Raw genomic sequence first — 16,961 nt, forward strand, 5'->3', positions numbered from 1 at the left:
AAATTTTAAGCGTTTCCGTAACCGTATTTTACATATGTTTTCTCACCAAATGCAAAAACAAGCGATAGCTTGATTTACTATCGCTTGTTCATTTCAATTCTTCTTTTTCGGGTTTACCCCAACTATTGACATAGAGCCTTTAAAATTTAAAAATTTAGGTCGAGCCTTTTTAAAGGCTCGTGGGTTTGGGCAATGCCCAAGAAAAGGTGTTTCTATTGCAAATTATATGGCATAAACAGCAACGCTGTTTGTGTGCTAAAGCAAAGTTTGTCAAAACAGGCGACAGCCTTATAATAAGGAATAATTTATAAATTGGAAAAGAATATCTTTTCTGTTTTGTGTTGCTATCGCAGTTATAAGGCTTTCTCCATTTCGTTTAAGCCACCAAACAGCAAGCTGTTTGGCTATCATAATTTTTTATAAACTTAAAGTATTGTGGGCTTTGCCCACACCCACAACCTATGAAAAAGGTTGACCAAACTTTTTTATTCGAGTATAAAGTCTGTGATAATCCAAACAAAATTTCCCGACCGTTGCTAATCCATAATATTCTCTCAGCATAATACAACAAAAAATCCCGACGGATAAATCCGTCGGGATAAAAACTTTAGAAATTAAATTACTTAACTTCAACCTCTGCACCAGCAGCTTCGATCTTTGACTTGATTTCGTCAGCTTCGTCCTTAGAAACAGCCTCTTTGAGAGCCTTTGGAGCACCATCAACGAGAGCCTTAGCTTCCTTAAGACCAAGACCTGTGATCTCACGAACAACCTTGATAACAGCAATCTTGTTGCCGCCAGCACTCTTAAGGATTACATCAAACTCTGTCTGCTCAGCAGCAGCAGAAGCAGCCTCTGCAGGACCTGCAACAGCAACTGCAGCAGCAGCTGATACACCAAACTCATCCTCTACAGCGTGTACAAGCTCTGAAAGCTCGAGAACTGTGAGGCCTTTTAATTCTTCAATAATAGCAGTAATTTTCTCTGATGCCATTTTAATTTACCTCCGATATAATAAGTTGTAAAATTTAAATTAATATTGCAGATTATTCTGCAGCAGGTTCCTCAGCAGGAGCCTCTTCTGTTGCGGCTGTTAAGCAAGCCTCAACGCCACCCTTATCAACAACAGCCTGCATAGCTCTTGCGAAAGAAGCGATTGGTGCCTGGAATGCACCAAGTACATTTGCGAGAAGTACATCTCTTGTAGGAAGTTTTGAAAGAGCTGTGATTGTATCCATATCAATAACAGCACCATCAAGGTAACCTGACTTAACCTTAAAGTTATCGTGATCCTTTGCATAGTTGCAGAGAATTCTTGCAGCAGCAGCGTATTCGCTGTCGCTTGTAGCGAGAGCTGTTGTACCCTCGAGAACAGGCTTCATATCTTCAAGGCCTACTTCGTCGCAAGCACGAGATAAAAGTGTGTTCTTAACTACTGTGTAGTGTACATTGTTCTCACGGAGTTCTTTTCTGAGCTTTGTATCATCCTCAGTGTTGATACCCTCGTATGAAACAACTAAACCTGTAACAGAGTTCTTAAGTCTTGCTGTAAGTTCTTCAACGATGACTTTCTTCTGCTCTAAAACACTTTGACTTGGCAATTATTTCACCTCCAAAATTTTTTAAACGCAGTATCTAAAGTTCTTAAAAAACAAGGCAGTCCGATTAAACCTCGGACTGCCGCAAAAATACAAAAATAATGTAAAATTGCATCTTCCTCGGCAGGCGGTATAACCTTTATGCGTAATGCACCTGCTGTCTTTAGAACAGCGAATTTATATTCACACCAAAGGTGTAAACATTAAATTAATTATAATCAAACACCAAACTTAGCAGGTGAGATACGAACGCTTGGTCCCATTGTTGATACAACAGCAACTGAGCGGATGTACTGACCCTTTGCAGCAGCCGGCTTAGCCTTTACGATAGCTTCCATAAGAGTATCGAAGTTCTCGCCGAGCTTGTCTGCACCAAAGCTTACCTTACCGATTGGGCAGTGAATGATGTTTGTTTTGTCAAGACGGTACTCAATCTTACCTGCTTTAGCTTCTTTAACAGCCTTAGCAATGTCAGGAGTAACAGTACCGGCCTTTGGGTTTGGCATAAGACCACGAGGACCAAGGATTCTACCTAAACGGCCTACAAGACCCATGCAGTCAGGAGTTGTGATGAGAACATCAAAGTCCATCCAGTTTTCCTGCTGAATCTTCTGAGTCATATCCTCAGCACCTACAAAGTCAGCACCTGCTTCCTTTGCAAGTTCCTCATTAGCACCCTTACAAATAGCAAGAACTCTAACGTCCTTACCTGTACCGTTAGGGAGTACAACAGCACCTCTAACCTGCTGGTCAGCGTGACGGCTGTCAACACCGAGCTTTACATGAAGCTCAACGGTTTCATCAAACTTAGCGGTGCTTGTCTTGATAACAGTTTCAAGAGCCTCGCCTGGTTCGTATAATTTTGATTTGTCAACGAGCTTAGCTGCGTCAACATATTTCTTACCGTGTTTCATCAGTTTTCCTCCATTGATAGGTGGTCAATCGGGAATTCCCTCCCACCCGGATAATTAGTCAACTACTGTAATACCCATGCTTCTTGCAGTACCTGCAACCATGCTGATTGCAGCTTCAAGAGAACCTGCGTTGAGGTCTGGCATTTTCTGCTCTGCGATCTTTGTGATCTGCTCACGAGTAATCTGAGCAACCTTTGTTTTGTTTGGTACGCCAGAACCACTCTCAATGCCACAAGCCTTCTTAAGAAGAACTGCTGCTGGTGGAGTCTTTGTAACGAAAGTGAATGAACGGTCTGCATAAACTGTAATAACAACAGGGATAATAAGACCAATGTCATTCTTTGTGCGCTCATTAAAATCCTTTGTGAACGCAACGATATTAACGCCGTGCTGACCAAGAGCAGGACCAACAGGCGGAGCCGGAGTAGCCTTTCCGGCAGGTATCTGTAACTTAATTAAGCCAACTACCTTCTGAGCCATTGTGTTTGCACCTCCAAAATTCGTGGTAAATTGCGGGACACCACTATGTAGGTTCCCTCCCACAGGGAACATTTTGTTCCCAATAATAAGCCAATAGGCAAATTATCTGCGATTAATCTTCAAGCAGTTCAGCCTGACCTAACTCAAGCTCAACCGGTGTTTCTCGTCCGAACATTGAAACAATGACACGGACATAGTTTTTGTCGGCGTCAATTTCTTCAACTACGCCAACAAAGTCATCAAGTGGACCATCAATAATGCGAACCGAATCGCCAACCGAATAGTTCACCTTTACAGAACGAGTTTCAACACCCATTCTGTAAACCTCAGCATCTGTAAGCGGAACAGGTTTTGATCCCGGTCCTACAAATCCTGTGCATCCTCTGATATTGCGTACTACATACCAGGTTTCGTCTGTGTAAACCATTTTAACGAAAACATAGCAAGGATAGATTTTGTTCTCTACCTCTTTTGTTTTGTCACCAACGGTTTCGGTTACGATTTCTGTAGGCACTTTAACATCAACGATCATATCCTGAAGATTTCTGTTTTCTGCAGTTGTCATTAAGTCAGCTGCAACCTTATTTTCGTAGCCCGAATAAGTATGCACTACATACCATTTTGCTTCGTTTTCTGCCATTTACTTTCTTCCTTTCGTAAAGTTAGTAACAACAGAGATTAAGCTGAAGTGTTCATAACTAAGCCAAGAAGAGCAAAAAGTCCTCTGTCAAGGCCGAAAATGAACAGTCCCACAACCACAATTACACCGATAACAATACCGAAGTTCTTTGTAGTCTGCTTTGGTGAAGGCCAAGTGATTTTCTTGATTTCACCCTTGCACGCACTGAGGTACTTAATAAGCTTCTGAAAAACATTCTGTTTGTTTTTCTTAGCAGGTTTTTTGGCATCTGCTTTTTTAGCGTCAGCCTTTTTAGCTTCAACCTTTTTGTCAGCCATTTTAAACCTCCATTATTTTGTTTCCTTGTGCGGAGTGTGTTTCTTACAGAAACGGCAGTACTTGTTCATCTCAAGTCTGTCAGGACTGTTTTTCTTGTTCTTCATTGTGTTGTAATTACGCTGTTTGCACTCTGTGCAGGCCAATGTGATTTTAACTCTCATAACGGCACCTCCCGGTTTTTTCGGAATATTTTAGCCTCCCTCAATAGGGCAGAAAAATAAAGCCCCTTTCAGAGGTATAACTATTCTATCATATACAAAACACTAAGTCAAGTGTTTTTTCGCAAAAAATCGCAGTATTTCTGCTTTTCTTACTGATCGTTAAGTGTAGAAGCTTTAGAAACATTCTTTTTCTTTGGCTTTTCAGGCTTAACCTTTTTGCCCTTATATTTTCTGGCAGCTTTTGCAGCCTTTTTAAGATCATCGCTGAGATACTCAAAAACTGCGTTGAACTGCTCATCATCAAGAGCGTTGAGCAAAACTATTGTTATAATTGAGCGAGTGTCAACATCGCCGTTGTTGTACTGAAGATTAAAGATGCCGACAAGCTTTTCAAGCTGAGGCTTTGTGGCGGTCTTTACATATTTTACAATCTTTGGAGCAATCTTTTCTTTAGCAAAGGTAGCACCACGGAATGGAAAATATCCGTCCTCTTCGTACTTGATTTCCTCTCTTAATTCAGGGAAAACAGCAACAAAACGCTTTGCAAGGAACTTAGGATCTGCGTTGCCGTCATCGTCCTTTTTCTTTTTCTGCTTGATCTGCTTTGCTCTCTTGACAGCCACTGCACCCGATACACCCTCAAGAAAGTCATTTGCGATACTGTCAATATCCTTCTGAGTACTCTCCTCGTCAAGCATCCAGGTTGCAAGAGTTTTCCACTCGTTGTCAGGACCTTCCTCTGTCATAGTGCAGGTGCGAAGAACCATATGTGATTTTTCTTTGTAATAAACTACTGAATATGCAACATTTTCACTTGTAAAAAGTGCAACGATTTCCTGGTTGTCGTCAGCGGCTACCTTTTGTCTTGTATAGCCGGCAGGAGCAAGCTGAGCTTCAACTTTGCCTGCGATATAGTCAAACGCATTTCTTATTTCCAAAGTCATACATCCTTTCTAAATGTATTCACCAATATATTATACAAGTAATATGTTCGCTTGTCAATTACACAAAAGGGCAATAACACGCATTATTTTTGGTTTTTAACTTGAAACCGGTGCCTTTATATGTTATTATTAACAAGTATAATTTTATGCAATAACGAAAAGAAGGTTTTAATATGTCTTCAAATAATGCCATCGGTGTGTTTGACTCCGGGCTTGGAGGACTAAGTGCGGTAAGAGAATTTCTGCACATTCTTCCAAATGAAAATATAATATACTTTGGCGACACCGGCAGAGTGCCTTACGGCAACCGAAGCCGAGAAATCATTACTAAATATGCTTTTCAGGATACACATTTTTTACTTGAAAATAATGTAAAAATGATAGTTGCCGCCTGCGGTACTGTAAGTTCCGTTGCAGGCAAAAAACTTGAAAGTGAACTGCCAGTTCCATACACAGGCGTTATAAATCCGACTGCCTTTGCCACAGCAAAAAAGACAAAGACAGGCAGAATCGGTGTTATCGCCACAGCCGCTACCATAAGTACCCATAACTATAAGGCTCGTCTTGAAAAGCTCAACCCTGAATTTAAGGTATTTGAAAAGGCTTGTCCGTTGTTTGTTCCGCTTGTGGAAAACGGATTTATACATAAAGATGACCAGATTGTCCGCCTTACAATAAAGCACTACCTTACGGAGCTTGTGGAAAACGATATTGACACACTTATTTTAGGCTGTACCCATTATCCGCTGCTTGCAGATGCAATTTCAAGCGTAATCGGCAACAGCATTGAGCTTATCGACTCAGGCTACGAAACTGCTTTATACACCAAAAAGGTGCTCGGCGAAAACGATCTTCTCAATGACAGCACCGAACAAGGCACTTCATCATTCTTTGTAAGTGATACTCCCGAGGGCTTTGAGAGCGTTGCAGAGTTGTTCCTTGGCAAGAATATGGAACATACAGTAACTCAGATTGATATTGAGAAATACTGATTTTCGGAGGAATTTATGGAAAAAGATAAAAATCCTTATATGATTTCGATTGTCGGTGAACAGAAGGTTGACGGTCAGGACGACCGCATTGAGGTGCTTACCGAGGGTAAGTATATGATGAAAAACGGTCATTTTCTGATTAACTACAAGGAATATGACGAGGACTTGCCGGATAAATTTTTTAATAACCTTATAAAGGTAGAGGATGAAACCGTCACAATTTCACGCAAAGGCCCGTTAAGCTCTCAGCTTATACTTGAAAAAGGCAAAAGACATCAATGTATGTACCAAACCGTTGCAGGCACACTCTCGATTGGTGTGTTTACAAAGACGCTGAATAATAATCTTAACAAAAACGGCGGCTCACTTGAGGTAATCTACACTCTCGACTTTAACTCCGACCTTGTGAGCGAAAACCGATTTAAAATAGACATTGAAAAAAAGAAAGAGGTAGAAAACAATGAACATTTATGCTGACGCTGTTAGCAAGCTAAAGCTTGCAATTACTTCTGCCATTGAAAAGGCAATTTCAGACGGCGACCTTCCAAGTGCCGATATTCCGGAATTTATTATAGAAACCCCAGCCGACAGAACTCACGGCGACTTTGCAACAAACGCTGCCATGGCAGGTGCTAAAGCATTCCGTATGCCGCCGTTCAAGATTGCACAGGCAATTACATCACACCTTGACCTTGAGGGCACAATGTGCGAAAAGTTTGAAACTGCCGGCCCCGGATTTATCAACTTCTTCCTTGGCAAGGAGTTTTACTCAGCCGTTGTAAACTGCGTGCTTGAAAATTCTGAAACCTACGGCTGTTCTGACTTTGGCAAGGGCGAAAAGGTTATGGTTGAGTTCGTATCTGCCAACCCTACAGGCCCAATGCATATGGGCAATGCAAGAGGCGGTGCTCTTGGTGACTGTCTTGCTGCCGTACTCGATAAGGCAGGATACAATGTATGGCGTGAATTTTATGTAAATGACGCAGGCAATCAGATTGAAAAATTTGGCTGCTCGCTTGAGGCTCGTTATCTTCAGATTTTTAAAGGTGACGAAATCGTATTCCCTGAGGACGGCTATCAGGGCGTTGACATCACAGAGCTTGCTCAGGAATATGCTGACATCAACGGCGACAGCCTTGTAAATGTATCTTCTGAGGAGCGTAAAAAGGCTCTTGTAGATTTTGCTCTTCCAAAGAATATCAGCAAAATGCAGAGCGATATGGCAAAGTACAACATTACCTACGACAAGTGGTTCTTTGAAAGCGAGCTTCACAAGAGCGGTGCTGTTAAGGCTGTTGTTGATACGCTCACAGAAAAAGGACTTACCTACGAGCAGGACGGTGCAGTTTGGTACAAAAACAAGCAGGTGCTCACAGAAAAACTTTTAAAGCAGGGCAAAACTCAGAAGTACATTGATAATCTTGAGTTAAAGGACGATGTACTTATCCGTCAGAACGGCAACCCAACATACTTTACTGCCGATATTGCTTATCATAAAAATAAATTTGACAGAGGATTTACTACTCTTATCGACATCTGGGGTGCTGACCACCATGGCCATGTAATGCGTATGAAAGGTGCTATGGACGCTATCGGATATGACGGTGACAAGCTCAATGTTGTGCTTATGCAGCTTGTAAAGCTTGTTAAGAACGGCGAAATCGTAAGAATGAGCAAGCGTACAGGCAAGGCAATTCAGCTTGGCGACTTGCTTGAGGAAGTACCTGTTGACAGTGCAAGATTTTTATTCAATACCCGTGAGGCAAACACTCAGATGGACTTTGACCTTGACCTTGCAGTAGCACAGGACAACCAGAATCCGGTTTATTATGTTCAGTATGCACATGCAAGAATTTGCAGTATTATCAAGGCACTCGCAAAGGACGGCATTACTCCACGCAAATGCACAGAGGCAGAGCTTGCACTTCTCACAGCTCCTGAAGAAAAGGAGCTTATCCACCACCTTGCATCATATACAAATGAGATTGAAAGTGCCGCTAAGGACTATGACCCAACAAAGATTACACGCTATGTAACACAGCTTGCAACACTTTTCCACAAGTTCTATAATGCCTGCCGTGTTAAGGGCGAGGACGAGGCACTCACACAGGCAAGACTTGCACTTTGCGAAAGCGTAAAGGTTGTAATCAAAAATGTTCTCACAATGTTCAATATCTCTTGCCCTGAAAGTATGTAATTATAAATTTAATATTTCAATATAAAATAGGTCTGCAAAGCCAAAAACTTTGCAGACCTGTTGTTTTATTCGCTTTTCCACTCAAGATACGGACCATCATATTTAATTGTAGTAAATTTACCGTCTTCTAATTCCTGTTTATTATATCTTTCAACAAGCTGTTCGACTTTTTTATTAGCTATATCATATCTTAATCCGGCAAAATTACCTTTAGGGCTACCATCTCCGTAAATTAAGCCACCTGCTAATCCACCTGAATAATTTAAATACAAATAATTATTGAAATAATAAATAGCCGGTTCGTTTATACCAGTTTCAAATAACTCTGTTTCATTAAAAGTATCAAGCGATATTTCATAACATTTTCGTTTAGCAAGTCCGGTATTATCACTTCTTCCAATATAATACAATTTATTGTTTTCTGTATCAAGCGATAAACTGTATGCAGAATTTTTACTTACAGTTTCAAAATTCGAGCTATCTTTCTTTATACGGCAAACCTTATTTTCTCCTTGAGATGAGTAATTCGCAAAATAAAGGTAATCGCCATACACTTTCATATCATTTAAATTATAAAAATATAACTGATTTTTCGTATCGCTTTCCGTTTCAAAATCATTATACATCAATTCTTTGCCTGAACCGTCGATTTTAATTTTATATAAACCTGATTTTTCAAAATTAAAACTGTAACTGTCACCGTCAGGGGTATATCCGTTATTAAAATAATAAATATATCCGTCATCTATTGTATATGAAGATGCAACAACATCATCATACCAATCTACTTTCTTGCCGTCAAAACTCATTTTACCGATTTTATATAAGCTATCCTTTGAAACAGCACTCATATAATCCATAGACGGTTTAATAATAAAGTATAGGTATTGTCCGTCAGTTTTTAAATCATATATTAATTTTGAACCATACTCATCAGCAAAAGCATCTGAATTAATAGTAATTTCTTCTTTGTTTAATTTGCATTTGTTATCAGTAAGGCTATATTTTGTTAGTAATCCGTTTTCAATACTATATATAGTATCATTAACATATACATTCTGTTTTGACAAAGATACCGGTTTTATGTTATTAACATATTCAAAGTTCACATCATCTTCCGATGGATCACAACCAACAGCACTTAATTCTCCGTCTTTACCCAAATTAACTATTATGCCTGCATCTAAATAATAGTCATTGCCGTTATTATTAACAACAACTTCATTACCTGTTGATGCTTTATCAACTGACGAACAACCCGAAATTACAGTCATACCTATTACAGGCAATAACAATAAAGCGGATAATTTGTTTTTCTTTTTCATAATGCACTCTCCTAAATAATTTATTACGACCATTTTTTAAATATTATATTCATATCATTCATATATTTAAGTTCTGCCTGAGCCTGTTGTGAATAATATGCGTCCAATGCTGTGTTGCACTCAATTTTCTTTAATGTGCGGTTATTTTTTGATTCAATTTCTGCTTTCCTTACAGTTTCTCTAATTAACCTATCCCCTTTATTCTTTATATCTAATAAATCACTATAAATTCTGCTTTGATTATCAATTATAGTATCAAGCTTTCTGTTTATCTCGTCTGCTGTATATTGTAATCTGTCTGTTTTTATTTCTCTTTTTACAAGATAATATAATCCGTCGGTACCGCCAAGATGATCGGTAATTTTAAGTCTTAAAAATTCATTCATATATCCTATAGGAATAATTCCCCAATAATTCTTATCAATGCCGCTTTTTAAATACATATCATACAGCAATCTGCAAGATTCACTCATCTTTTGTTTCAGCATATTTCTCTTAGCAACAAGTATTCTCTTTTCAGCCAATTCTGCATTTACCCTTGCAGTATCATTATCTATTTTTTCAAGATAGTTTTTATATGCTCTTTCATACTCTCGCTTTGCTCTGTCTTGTTGTTCTGATTTCTTTGCAAAAGCAATAACACTGCCTATAATCAAACCAACTGCAATCGCAATTACAAAACACCAAAAGCCAAATACCAAGCCACTGCCTAATGCCGAAAATTTAGCACCGCTTAAAACTCCCCCTCCTGCTTTTTCATATTTAGTAAACATATTTATCATACCTATAATAAAAGCTATCAAAATACACACTGCTGTGCTTTTTCCAATATAATTATCAAAATCGGCATAAACCGTTCTTTTTTCAGGTTCAGAAAAGCGTTCTTGTCTTCCAAGCCTTGATATTTGTCTGTCTAAATCGTCTAATACATTTTGCATAAGATAAATATTCTTTTCCATATTATAGATAGTTTTTATACCTTGTTGAAGTTCACCCATAATGAAATCCCTTCTTTATTTTATAACCATATGGTTATTATATAAAGATTTTATCACAATTAATGTTATTCTGTCAATAGTAAATAATAAAAAGGGTGATAGAATGCATTACTATAAAAGATTGAGAGAATTAAGGGAAGATCACGATTTAACACAAAAAGATGTAGCTGATTATTTGCAAATGAAACAGCCGCAGTATTTCAGATACGAAAGCGGCAGTCGGGATATTCCCTCAGAAGTTTTAATCTCTCTTGCAAAGCTGTATAAAGTTTCTGCCGATTATATTTTAGAATTAAAGGATACAACCGACTAATTTTTTCACGCTACGAATGATTAACACATAAAATCAAAAAAACTGCAAAAAATATAACCACCTGAGAAAGGTGGTTATTTTTTATGAACAAAAAGGAAAGCAAACGAAACGAGCATTACCCTATTGAGCTGCCGTCACGCAACAACGGCTTTGAACATTCGCCGATTGTTGATGTTACAAACGATGAAATTTATCCCTATGAGTTAAATTCAAGGCGAAATGCGGTATATCAGCCAAATGAAAATATCTCAGAGGTTGTGGCTACCGAAATATCACCTGATACGGAAGAGCAAACCATTCACGGACAGCAAATGTAGGGATAAACAGCGGAAAGGTGTCGGCATTTACCGAGCCGACATCTCCGCTTATTCCCTGCTGTTTTACGATTATATCTGCTCTTAGCTGATGAAATCCATCGGTTACTATTGCCTTGTCCTCATTAAGTCCGTTGGCTTTGATTATTTCTTCCGAAAAGGCAAGATTTTCACCTGTATTCACCGCTTTGTCTTCCATATAAAGCCTGTCGGGAGAGATGCCTGCATCAACAATATAATCATACATAGCCTGTGCCTCGCTCATCGGCTCGTTACTGCCCTGACCGCCGGTAAGCACTGCCTTTGCCTCCGGATTTTCCTGCAAATATTTTACGGCACTTTTCATTCTGCCCTCAAGCATCATACTCGGGCCATTTTCTGTAACCTGAGCACCAAGCACGATTGCAGTTGCGTTTTTGCTCGGCTGTTTTGCACAAGAAATTGCCATAAGTCCCGTTACAATTAAGCCGTAGCACAGCAATGCGGTAAAGCAAGTGTTTATGCCGTAAAGCACAATTTTCCCAAATAGATTTTTCTTGAATTTTTCTTTTAGTGCAAGGTACTTTGAGCGTATACCAAACACAAAAATCAACCATGCACAAAGCAAACTGCCTACGATATTACCTATATTGACAATTCCCCACGGAATGCCCGAAACAAAAACCACAAAAAACAAAAAGGCAGTCACAGCAATAATTTTTCTGAATATTTTAAAAGCCTTGCTTTCATTTTGCACAGCTATCAACTCTTTCATAAATAATTGTAATTATTTTAGCATAAAAAGCACAATAAGACAATATTATTTTGGCTAAATAAAAACATATTGATACTATGGTTAAAGCGTGATATAATGACTTATTATGCAAGGCGGTGACAAGATGAAATCAATATTCTATGGCAAATCTGCAAAATTTGCGTACTTTTCATTTATATTTATTATAATCACAACCACAATGTACACATTTTGGACGAAAGAATTTAGTTGGTGGTACATTGTAATTAATGATATTTTAGCGGTAATACCGCTGTTTATGGCAATGCTTTGTGAGCATTTTCACAGCAAGAAAAAGACTTTGCCTGCGGTACTGTTCGGCTTTTTATGGCTGTTATTCTTTCCGAATTCACCGTATATGATAACCGACTACAAATATATAGCAAGTTATTCGGACAAGCTGTTCTTGGATTTTCAGCATAACAATTTGAATATTTCTGCGTGGTTGTTGATATTAAACCTTACAGTATGCGTGGCACTCGGCATACTTTACGGAATGATGTCATTGCGGATTGTGCACAGACTGATTAATCAGCGTTTTGGCAAGGGGCTTGGCATTGCATTTTGCACAGTTTCAATTATACTCAGTTCATTTGCAATTTACATTGGCAGATATGCAAGAGTAAATTCGTGGGATATAGTCCGTCCTCTGTTTCTGATTAAAAAATCGCTCAACTCCTTTTCGCCGTTCACCCCCACTTTTATCCTGCTGTTCACCATAGTAACAGGTATGCTGTACGCAATTTATTATGCGTTTGACAGGTGGGTAATCAGGCATTAATAATAAACCTAAATAAAACTTTTGTAAAAATCAACAATAATAAAATTTAGATCCAGCCTTTTTAAAGGCTGGTGGGTTTGGGCAACGCCCAAAAAGTTGTTTTCATTGCAATTTATACGGCACAAACAGCAACGCTGTTTGTATACTAAAGCAAGGTTTGATAAAACAGGTAGTAGCCTTTTAATAAGAAATAATTTTATAAATAGGAAAAGAATACTTTTCTGTTTTTCGTTGCTATCGCATTATAAGGCTTTCGCCATTGTGCTTAAACCGCCAAACAGCGTGCTGTTTGGCGGTTTAAGCTTTGCGTTATCTAAAGTATTGTGGGCTTTTGCCACACCCACAACCTTTGAAAAAGGTTGACCAAATTTTTTGTTCGAGCAGAAAGCATAGGCAAAATCTAAACCCATAAAATACCGACCCTTACTAAATTAATTTAGGAACAACAAAACTATTACTTTGCAAACTATCTTCTCGTGATTAAATCCACAATTACCCCAACTATTGAAAAAAGCAGAAAAGTCTGAAAGGTAACTTTGCCACCTTTCAGACTTTTATTTTTATTCCCTATTTTTATGTGAAAACTCATTATAGAGGTTTTCAAGTTCAGGTAAAATATCAACATACGGTGATTCGCAAGCGGTTTCAAATGTACTGCTCTTTTTACTCTTGAGGTTTTCAGCCGCTGATTTTTCAGGCACATTTATTGTACCCGCACCGGCAACACAACCGCCCGGACAAGCCATACCCTCAAGCAGGTAGCCGTTATATCTGCCTGCCTTTGCCATTCTTAGCAGCTTCATACACTCGTCTAGTCCCTGTGCATTGGCAATCTTTACTTCTCTTTCAGGGTTCATCTTATTAATTGCATTTACTACAGCCTTGGCAACACCGCCGCTTACGGCAAAGCCTCTGCCGTCTGCACTTGAGAATGAAAGCGGTTCTTCATCAGGTTCAAGAGCGTCAAAATCCACCTCTTTTGCCGAGAACATTCCTGCTACTTCTTCAAAGGTAAGCACAAAGTCAATGTCACTTCTGATACTCCTGCGGCTCGCCTCAAGCTTTTTAGCCGCACAAGGACCGATAAACACCACCCTGCAACCTGGGTGATCCTGCTTTGTAAGTCTGCCTGTAAGCACCATTGGAGTAAGAGCCATTGAAATGTATGGTGCAATATCAGGGAATGTCTTTTTAGCCATAACACTCCACGCAGGACAGCAAGATGTAGCCATAAACGGCTGTTTCTCAGGCACTTCCTCCATAAAGTCCTTTGCTTCTTCAACTGTGCAAAGGTCAGCACCAACAGCAACCTCTACTACATCGGTAAATCCGAGAGCCTTAAAGGCATTTCTTATCTTTGTGGCCGGCAAGCCTGCAAACTGACCTGCTATAGCCGGTGCAACAGCGGCATAAACCGGAGTATCACTCTGCAAAGCTTTAATTGTCTGGAAAATCTGGCTTTTGTCAACTATTGCACTAAACGGACAGCTTACAAGGCACATTCCGCAGCTTACGCATTTATTATAGTCAATATCCGCTCTGCCGTGTTCGTCACTATGGATAGCTTTCATACCGCAGGCGGCCGCACACGGTCGCTCCTGCTTGATGATTGCATTATACGGGCAGGCATTCTGGCATTTTCCACACTTAATGCACTTTTCTTCGTCAATAAACGACTTGCCATGTACGATTGAGATTGCACCTTTTGGGCAAACCTCGGTACAAGGGTGTTCAAGACAGCCTTGACAACCGTTGCTAACAAATACCCTCTTTTCAGGACAACTGTGACATGCAAATTTAATAATATTGATGAGCGGTGGGTCATACACCTTTTCGTCAATCATACTTTCCTCAACACCTGTGGAAATCGGTGCCTGCTCATCTGCCGACAATAGGTTGAGTCCCATTGCAAGTCGCAGTCTTTCGCCGACTATCGCTCTTTCAAGGAAAACGCTCTCACGATAGGTGGAAATTTCACCAGGAATAATCTTGTATGGCAGACTTTCAAACTTTGAGTAATCTCCGCCCTCATAGGCAAAACGAGCCACCTCGGTAAATATCTGCTGACGAATTTTAGTTTTTGAAGAATACAATCCTCTCATAATTAAAACTCCCGTTATTTCATATTTTTTCTATAATTATGCAAAAACTCTCTCATTCTGCATTTTTAATCCACTACATTTCAATAAAATTATACAACAGCGTATAAAATATTTCAACAAAAATCTTGTAAAATAAGCAGTAATATTTTCTAAAAATGAATTGACTTTTGTTTATATTTGATTTATCATAGCAATATATAAACAAATATGATTGGAGATTATTATTATGAAATGTCCTAACTGCGGATTTGAGAGCGAGGGGAATTTCTGCTCACTATGCGGAAAAGAGCTTAAAAGAGTCAAAACTCAAAGCACTCCGCCGCCAAAACCAAACAGCACTTTTGTAAATCAACCAGGTAATACACAAACAAATCAAGGCAATAATACCTTTGTAAATCAACCGAACAACACACAACCAAACCAAGGAAATAGTAATACATTTGTAAATCAGCCGACCAATACACAACCAAATCAAAGCAATAGTACTTTTATAAATCAGCCTAACTTCACGCCTAATAATCAAACAAGATTTACACAGCAACCGCCGAACACTTTTCCTCCTCTTTACTCCCCTGCAGAGATTGAGAAAGAAAAGCGAACACGGCTTGGCAAGTTTATCTTTATGCTGATAATCGGTGCAATTATACTTGCAGGCATTGTAATTATGTTTATGTCTGCAGTGGCAAATTCCAACCAAAATCCGCTTCATCCAACAACAGAAACCACGATTGACAACTACGATTCTGTACAGCACGAGGTTGGTGAAACTGCTGAAACCCCATTTGGCAGTGTAACTCTTACAAGCGTTGAAACCGGTAATTATTCCACAGACATTATAACCGATCAGGACTATAGCACCGATGATTTATTTGACGAGGCGTCTAAAGAGTATAAATTTACATTTGACATTGTAAATGATACCGATGAAGATCTTAATGTAAATTATAATAATTTTAATGTCGCAGTAAAGGGGTCAAATTTAAACTATTCATTCACTAATTTTGAAGTTGAGGGCAATCCGTCAAGCATTACTGTTAAGCCAAACAACAGCGGGCAGTTCGTTATTTACCGCTATGCTGCCAACCAAACTGAGGATACACCAATTATCATTACCTATAACTACACATACTCGGATAATAAAAAAGGTACGGTTTTATTCTGCAAAAATCGTCCAAACGAAGGTGTAACGGGATCAATTTTTGACGAATACGAAACTGGTTTTGGCTGCTTTGTAATCAAAGATGTAAGATTGCCGTCGCCGGCAGAAATTGTTTCTACCTACTTTAAAGATTCAAACACTCACCTTACTGAAGATGATTTAAAAGTAGGTTACAACAACCTTTTGTATGAATTTACAGTAGAGGTTACAAATAATAACGCAAACAGACAATCGGTTTCGCTTAATTCAATCAACGGAACAATGGACTTGTACACATCAGATGAGCTTGCTTCCGAAGTTATCCGCCCGATTGCCGCCGTAGGCGAAAATTATTCCTACAATATTTATGATTCCGACTCATCAGATGTTTATTTCCTTACTCCGGCAGGTGAAACCAAATCCTACAAGTTTTTAGTTTACATCAATGATGCAAGCAATAACTTTGACATAACCTTTGGCTTTGGCAACGGAGATAAAATCACTGTGGAATCGTCCGTTGACGAGTTAAAATCGGTTATGGTAAAAAATAAGGAATCTTAAAATTATGGTTTTTATTACGAGAAGATAGTTTGCAAAATAATAATCTTCCTGTTCCCGACAATGACTTAATTATGGTCGGGAGTTAAAAGCTTTAAGATTTTCTATGTTTTATACTCGGGCATAAAAATTTGGTCAACCTTTTTCAAAGGTTGTGGGTGTGGGCAAAGCCCACAAATACTTTTCTCTTACGAAAAGCTTCGATAGCCAAACAGCCTGCTGTTTGGCGGCTTGATCACAATGGCGAAAGTCTTATAATTGCGACAGCAACACAAAAAGCCATTATCCTTTATTAATGAATTATTTCTTTTAAATGGCTGTCGCCTGTTTTGTCAAACTTTGCCTCAGCACACAAACAGCGACGCTGTTTGTGCCTTGCAAATTGCAATGAAAACAACTGTTCTTGGGCGTTGCCC

At 39.0% G+C, this 16,961-nt stretch carries 20 protein-coding genes and 1 other annotated feature; of the genes, 7 read left to right on the plus strand and 13 right to left on the minus strand.

From position 1 onward, the window contains the following. Positions 1-619: 619 nt before the first annotated feature. From rplL to ACJMMI_RS05610, 8 genes are all read right to left on the minus strand, one after another. The gene (gene rplL / locus ACJMMI_RS05575; RefSeq protein WP_117706178.1) at positions 620-994 is read right to left on the minus strand and encodes a 50S ribosomal protein L7/L12; all 375 of its coding nucleotides are present in this window, start codon (positions 992-994) and stop codon (positions 620-622) included. Between the two features lie 52 nt (positions 995-1,046). Continuing rightward, positions 1,047-1,601, minus strand: coding sequence for a 50S ribosomal protein L10 (gene rplJ / locus ACJMMI_RS05580; protein ID WP_405354222.1), 555 nt, complete (start codon positions 1,599-1,601; stop codon positions 1,047-1,049). 39 nt (positions 1,602-1,640) lie between these two features. Then, positions 1,641-1,783 (minus strand) — a sequence feature (ribosomal protein L10 leader region). 33 nt (positions 1,784-1,816) lie between these two features. After that, positions 1,817-2,512, minus strand: coding sequence for a 50S ribosomal protein L1 (gene rplA / locus ACJMMI_RS05585; protein WP_117706174.1), 696 nt, complete (start codon positions 2,510-2,512; stop codon positions 1,817-1,819). A 54-nt stretch (positions 2,513-2,566) separates the two neighbouring features. Then, a complete protein-coding gene (gene rplK, locus ACJMMI_RS05590) occupies positions 2,567-2,992 on the minus strand; it encodes a 50S ribosomal protein L11 (RefSeq protein ID WP_022235554.1) in 426 nt (141 codons plus the stop codon). A 112-nt stretch (positions 2,993-3,104) separates the two neighbouring features. Next, positions 3,105-3,632 carry a transcription termination/antitermination protein NusG gene (gene nusG / locus ACJMMI_RS05595; protein ID WP_405354223.1) on the minus strand — a complete coding sequence of 176 codons (528 nt, stop codon included), beginning with the start codon at positions 3,630-3,632 and terminating at the stop codon, positions 3,105-3,107. Positions 3,633-3,670: 38 nt separating this feature from the next. Next, the gene (gene secE / locus ACJMMI_RS05600) at positions 3,671-3,949 is read right to left on the minus strand and encodes a preprotein translocase subunit SecE (protein WP_405354224.1); all 279 of its coding nucleotides are present in this window, start codon (positions 3,947-3,949) and stop codon (positions 3,671-3,673) included. A gap of 12 nt (positions 3,950-3,961) precedes the next feature. Further along, positions 3,962-4,111: a 50S ribosomal protein L33 gene (gene rpmG, locus ACJMMI_RS05605; RefSeq protein WP_022235557.1), complete on the minus strand. Its 150-nt coding sequence runs from the start codon at positions 4,109-4,111 to the stop codon at positions 3,962-3,964. 149 nt (positions 4,112-4,260) lie between these two features. Beyond that, on the minus strand, positions 4,261-5,049 hold the full coding sequence (locus tag ACJMMI_RS05610; RefSeq protein ID WP_405354225.1) for a hypothetical protein: 789 nt from the start codon (positions 5,047-5,049) through the stop codon (positions 4,261-4,263). 179 nt (positions 5,050-5,228) lie between these two features. Here ACJMMI_RS05610 and murI point away from each other — a divergent pair, with 179 nt between their 5' ends. From murI to argS, 3 genes are read left to right on the plus strand one after another with little or no spacing between them, the layout of a single operon-like run. After that, the gene (gene murI, locus ACJMMI_RS05615; protein ID WP_405354226.1) at positions 5,229-6,047 is read left to right on the plus strand and encodes a glutamate racemase; all 819 of its coding nucleotides are present in this window, start codon (positions 5,229-5,231) and stop codon (positions 6,045-6,047) included. A gap of 15 nt (positions 6,048-6,062) precedes the next feature. Continuing rightward, entirely contained in the window at positions 6,063-6,524 is a 462-nt protein-coding gene (locus tag ACJMMI_RS05620) for a DUF1934 domain-containing protein (protein ID WP_405354227.1), read from the plus strand. Continuing rightward, on the plus strand, positions 6,508-8,244 hold the full coding sequence (argS, locus tag ACJMMI_RS05625) for an arginine--tRNA ligase (protein ID WP_405354228.1): 1,737 nt from the start codon (positions 6,508-6,510) through the stop codon (positions 8,242-8,244). Before ACJMMI_RS05620 ends, argS begins: the two co-directional genes overlap by 17 nt. A gap of 65 nt (positions 8,245-8,309) precedes the next feature. Here argS and ACJMMI_RS05630 read toward each other — a convergent pair whose 3' ends face one another. Together ACJMMI_RS05630 and ACJMMI_RS05635 are read right to left on the minus strand one after the other, a co-directional pair. Then, positions 8,310-9,569 carry a DUF5050 domain-containing protein gene (locus ACJMMI_RS05630; RefSeq protein ID WP_405354229.1) on the minus strand — a complete coding sequence of 420 codons (1,260 nt, stop codon included), beginning with the start codon at positions 9,567-9,569 and terminating at the stop codon, positions 8,310-8,312. Between the two features lie 23 nt (positions 9,570-9,592). Next, on the minus strand, positions 9,593-10,567 hold the full coding sequence (locus ACJMMI_RS05635; protein ID WP_405354230.1) for a hypothetical protein: 975 nt from the start codon (positions 10,565-10,567) through the stop codon (positions 9,593-9,595). A 103-nt stretch (positions 10,568-10,670) separates the two neighbouring features. Here ACJMMI_RS05635 and ACJMMI_RS05640 point away from each other — a divergent pair, with 103 nt between their 5' ends. Together ACJMMI_RS05640 and ACJMMI_RS05645 are read left to right on the plus strand one after the other, a co-directional pair. Further along, the gene (locus tag ACJMMI_RS05640) at positions 10,671-10,880 is read left to right on the plus strand and encodes a helix-turn-helix domain-containing protein (RefSeq protein ID WP_295051560.1); all 210 of its coding nucleotides are present in this window, start codon (positions 10,671-10,673) and stop codon (positions 10,878-10,880) included. An 83-nt stretch (positions 10,881-10,963) separates the two neighbouring features. Further along, complete coding sequence (locus ACJMMI_RS05645; protein WP_405354231.1) at positions 10,964-11,197, plus strand: hypothetical protein; 234 nt, start codon at positions 10,964-10,966, stop codon at positions 11,195-11,197. Here the strand turns inward: ACJMMI_RS05645 and ACJMMI_RS05650 are convergent. Next, positions 11,142-11,930, minus strand: coding sequence for a YdcF family protein (locus ACJMMI_RS05650; protein WP_405354232.1), 789 nt, complete (start codon positions 11,928-11,930; stop codon positions 11,142-11,144). The two genes, ACJMMI_RS05645 and ACJMMI_RS05650, sit on opposite strands and share 56 nt — an antisense overlap. Before the next feature lie 142 nt (positions 11,931-12,072). Here ACJMMI_RS05650 and ACJMMI_RS05655 point away from each other — a divergent pair, with 142 nt between their 5' ends. Further along, positions 12,073-12,747 (plus strand): DUF1361 domain-containing protein, encoded by a 675-nt coding sequence (locus ACJMMI_RS05655; protein WP_405354233.1) that lies wholly within the window; start codon positions 12,073-12,075, stop codon positions 12,745-12,747. 242 nt (positions 12,748-12,989) lie between these two features. On the opposite strand, the gene ACJMMI_RS05660 is transcribed toward ACJMMI_RS05655, so the two are convergent. Continuing rightward, a complete protein-coding gene (locus ACJMMI_RS05660) occupies positions 12,990-13,157 on the minus strand; it encodes a hypothetical protein (protein ID WP_405354234.1) in 168 nt (55 codons plus the stop codon). Positions 13,158-13,307: 150 nt separating this feature from the next. Continuing rightward, the gene (locus tag ACJMMI_RS05665; protein WP_405354235.1) at positions 13,308-14,849 is read right to left on the minus strand and encodes a 4Fe-4S dicluster domain-containing protein; all 1,542 of its coding nucleotides are present in this window, start codon (positions 14,847-14,849) and stop codon (positions 13,308-13,310) included. Positions 14,850-15,075: 226 nt separating this feature from the next. Between ACJMMI_RS05665 and ACJMMI_RS05670 the strand changes: the two genes are divergently transcribed. Beyond that, on the plus strand, positions 15,076-16,548 hold the full coding sequence (locus tag ACJMMI_RS05670; protein ID WP_405354236.1) for a nucleoporin: 1,473 nt from the start codon (positions 15,076-15,078) through the stop codon (positions 16,546-16,548). The last annotated feature ends 413 nt before the right edge of the window (positions 16,549-16,961 follow it).

Origin of the sequence: Ruminococcus sp., from assembly GCF_045129435.1 — a bacterium.
In the GTDB taxonomy this organism is placed as follows: domain Bacteria; phylum Bacillota; class Clostridia; order Oscillospirales; family Acutalibacteraceae; genus Ruminococcoides.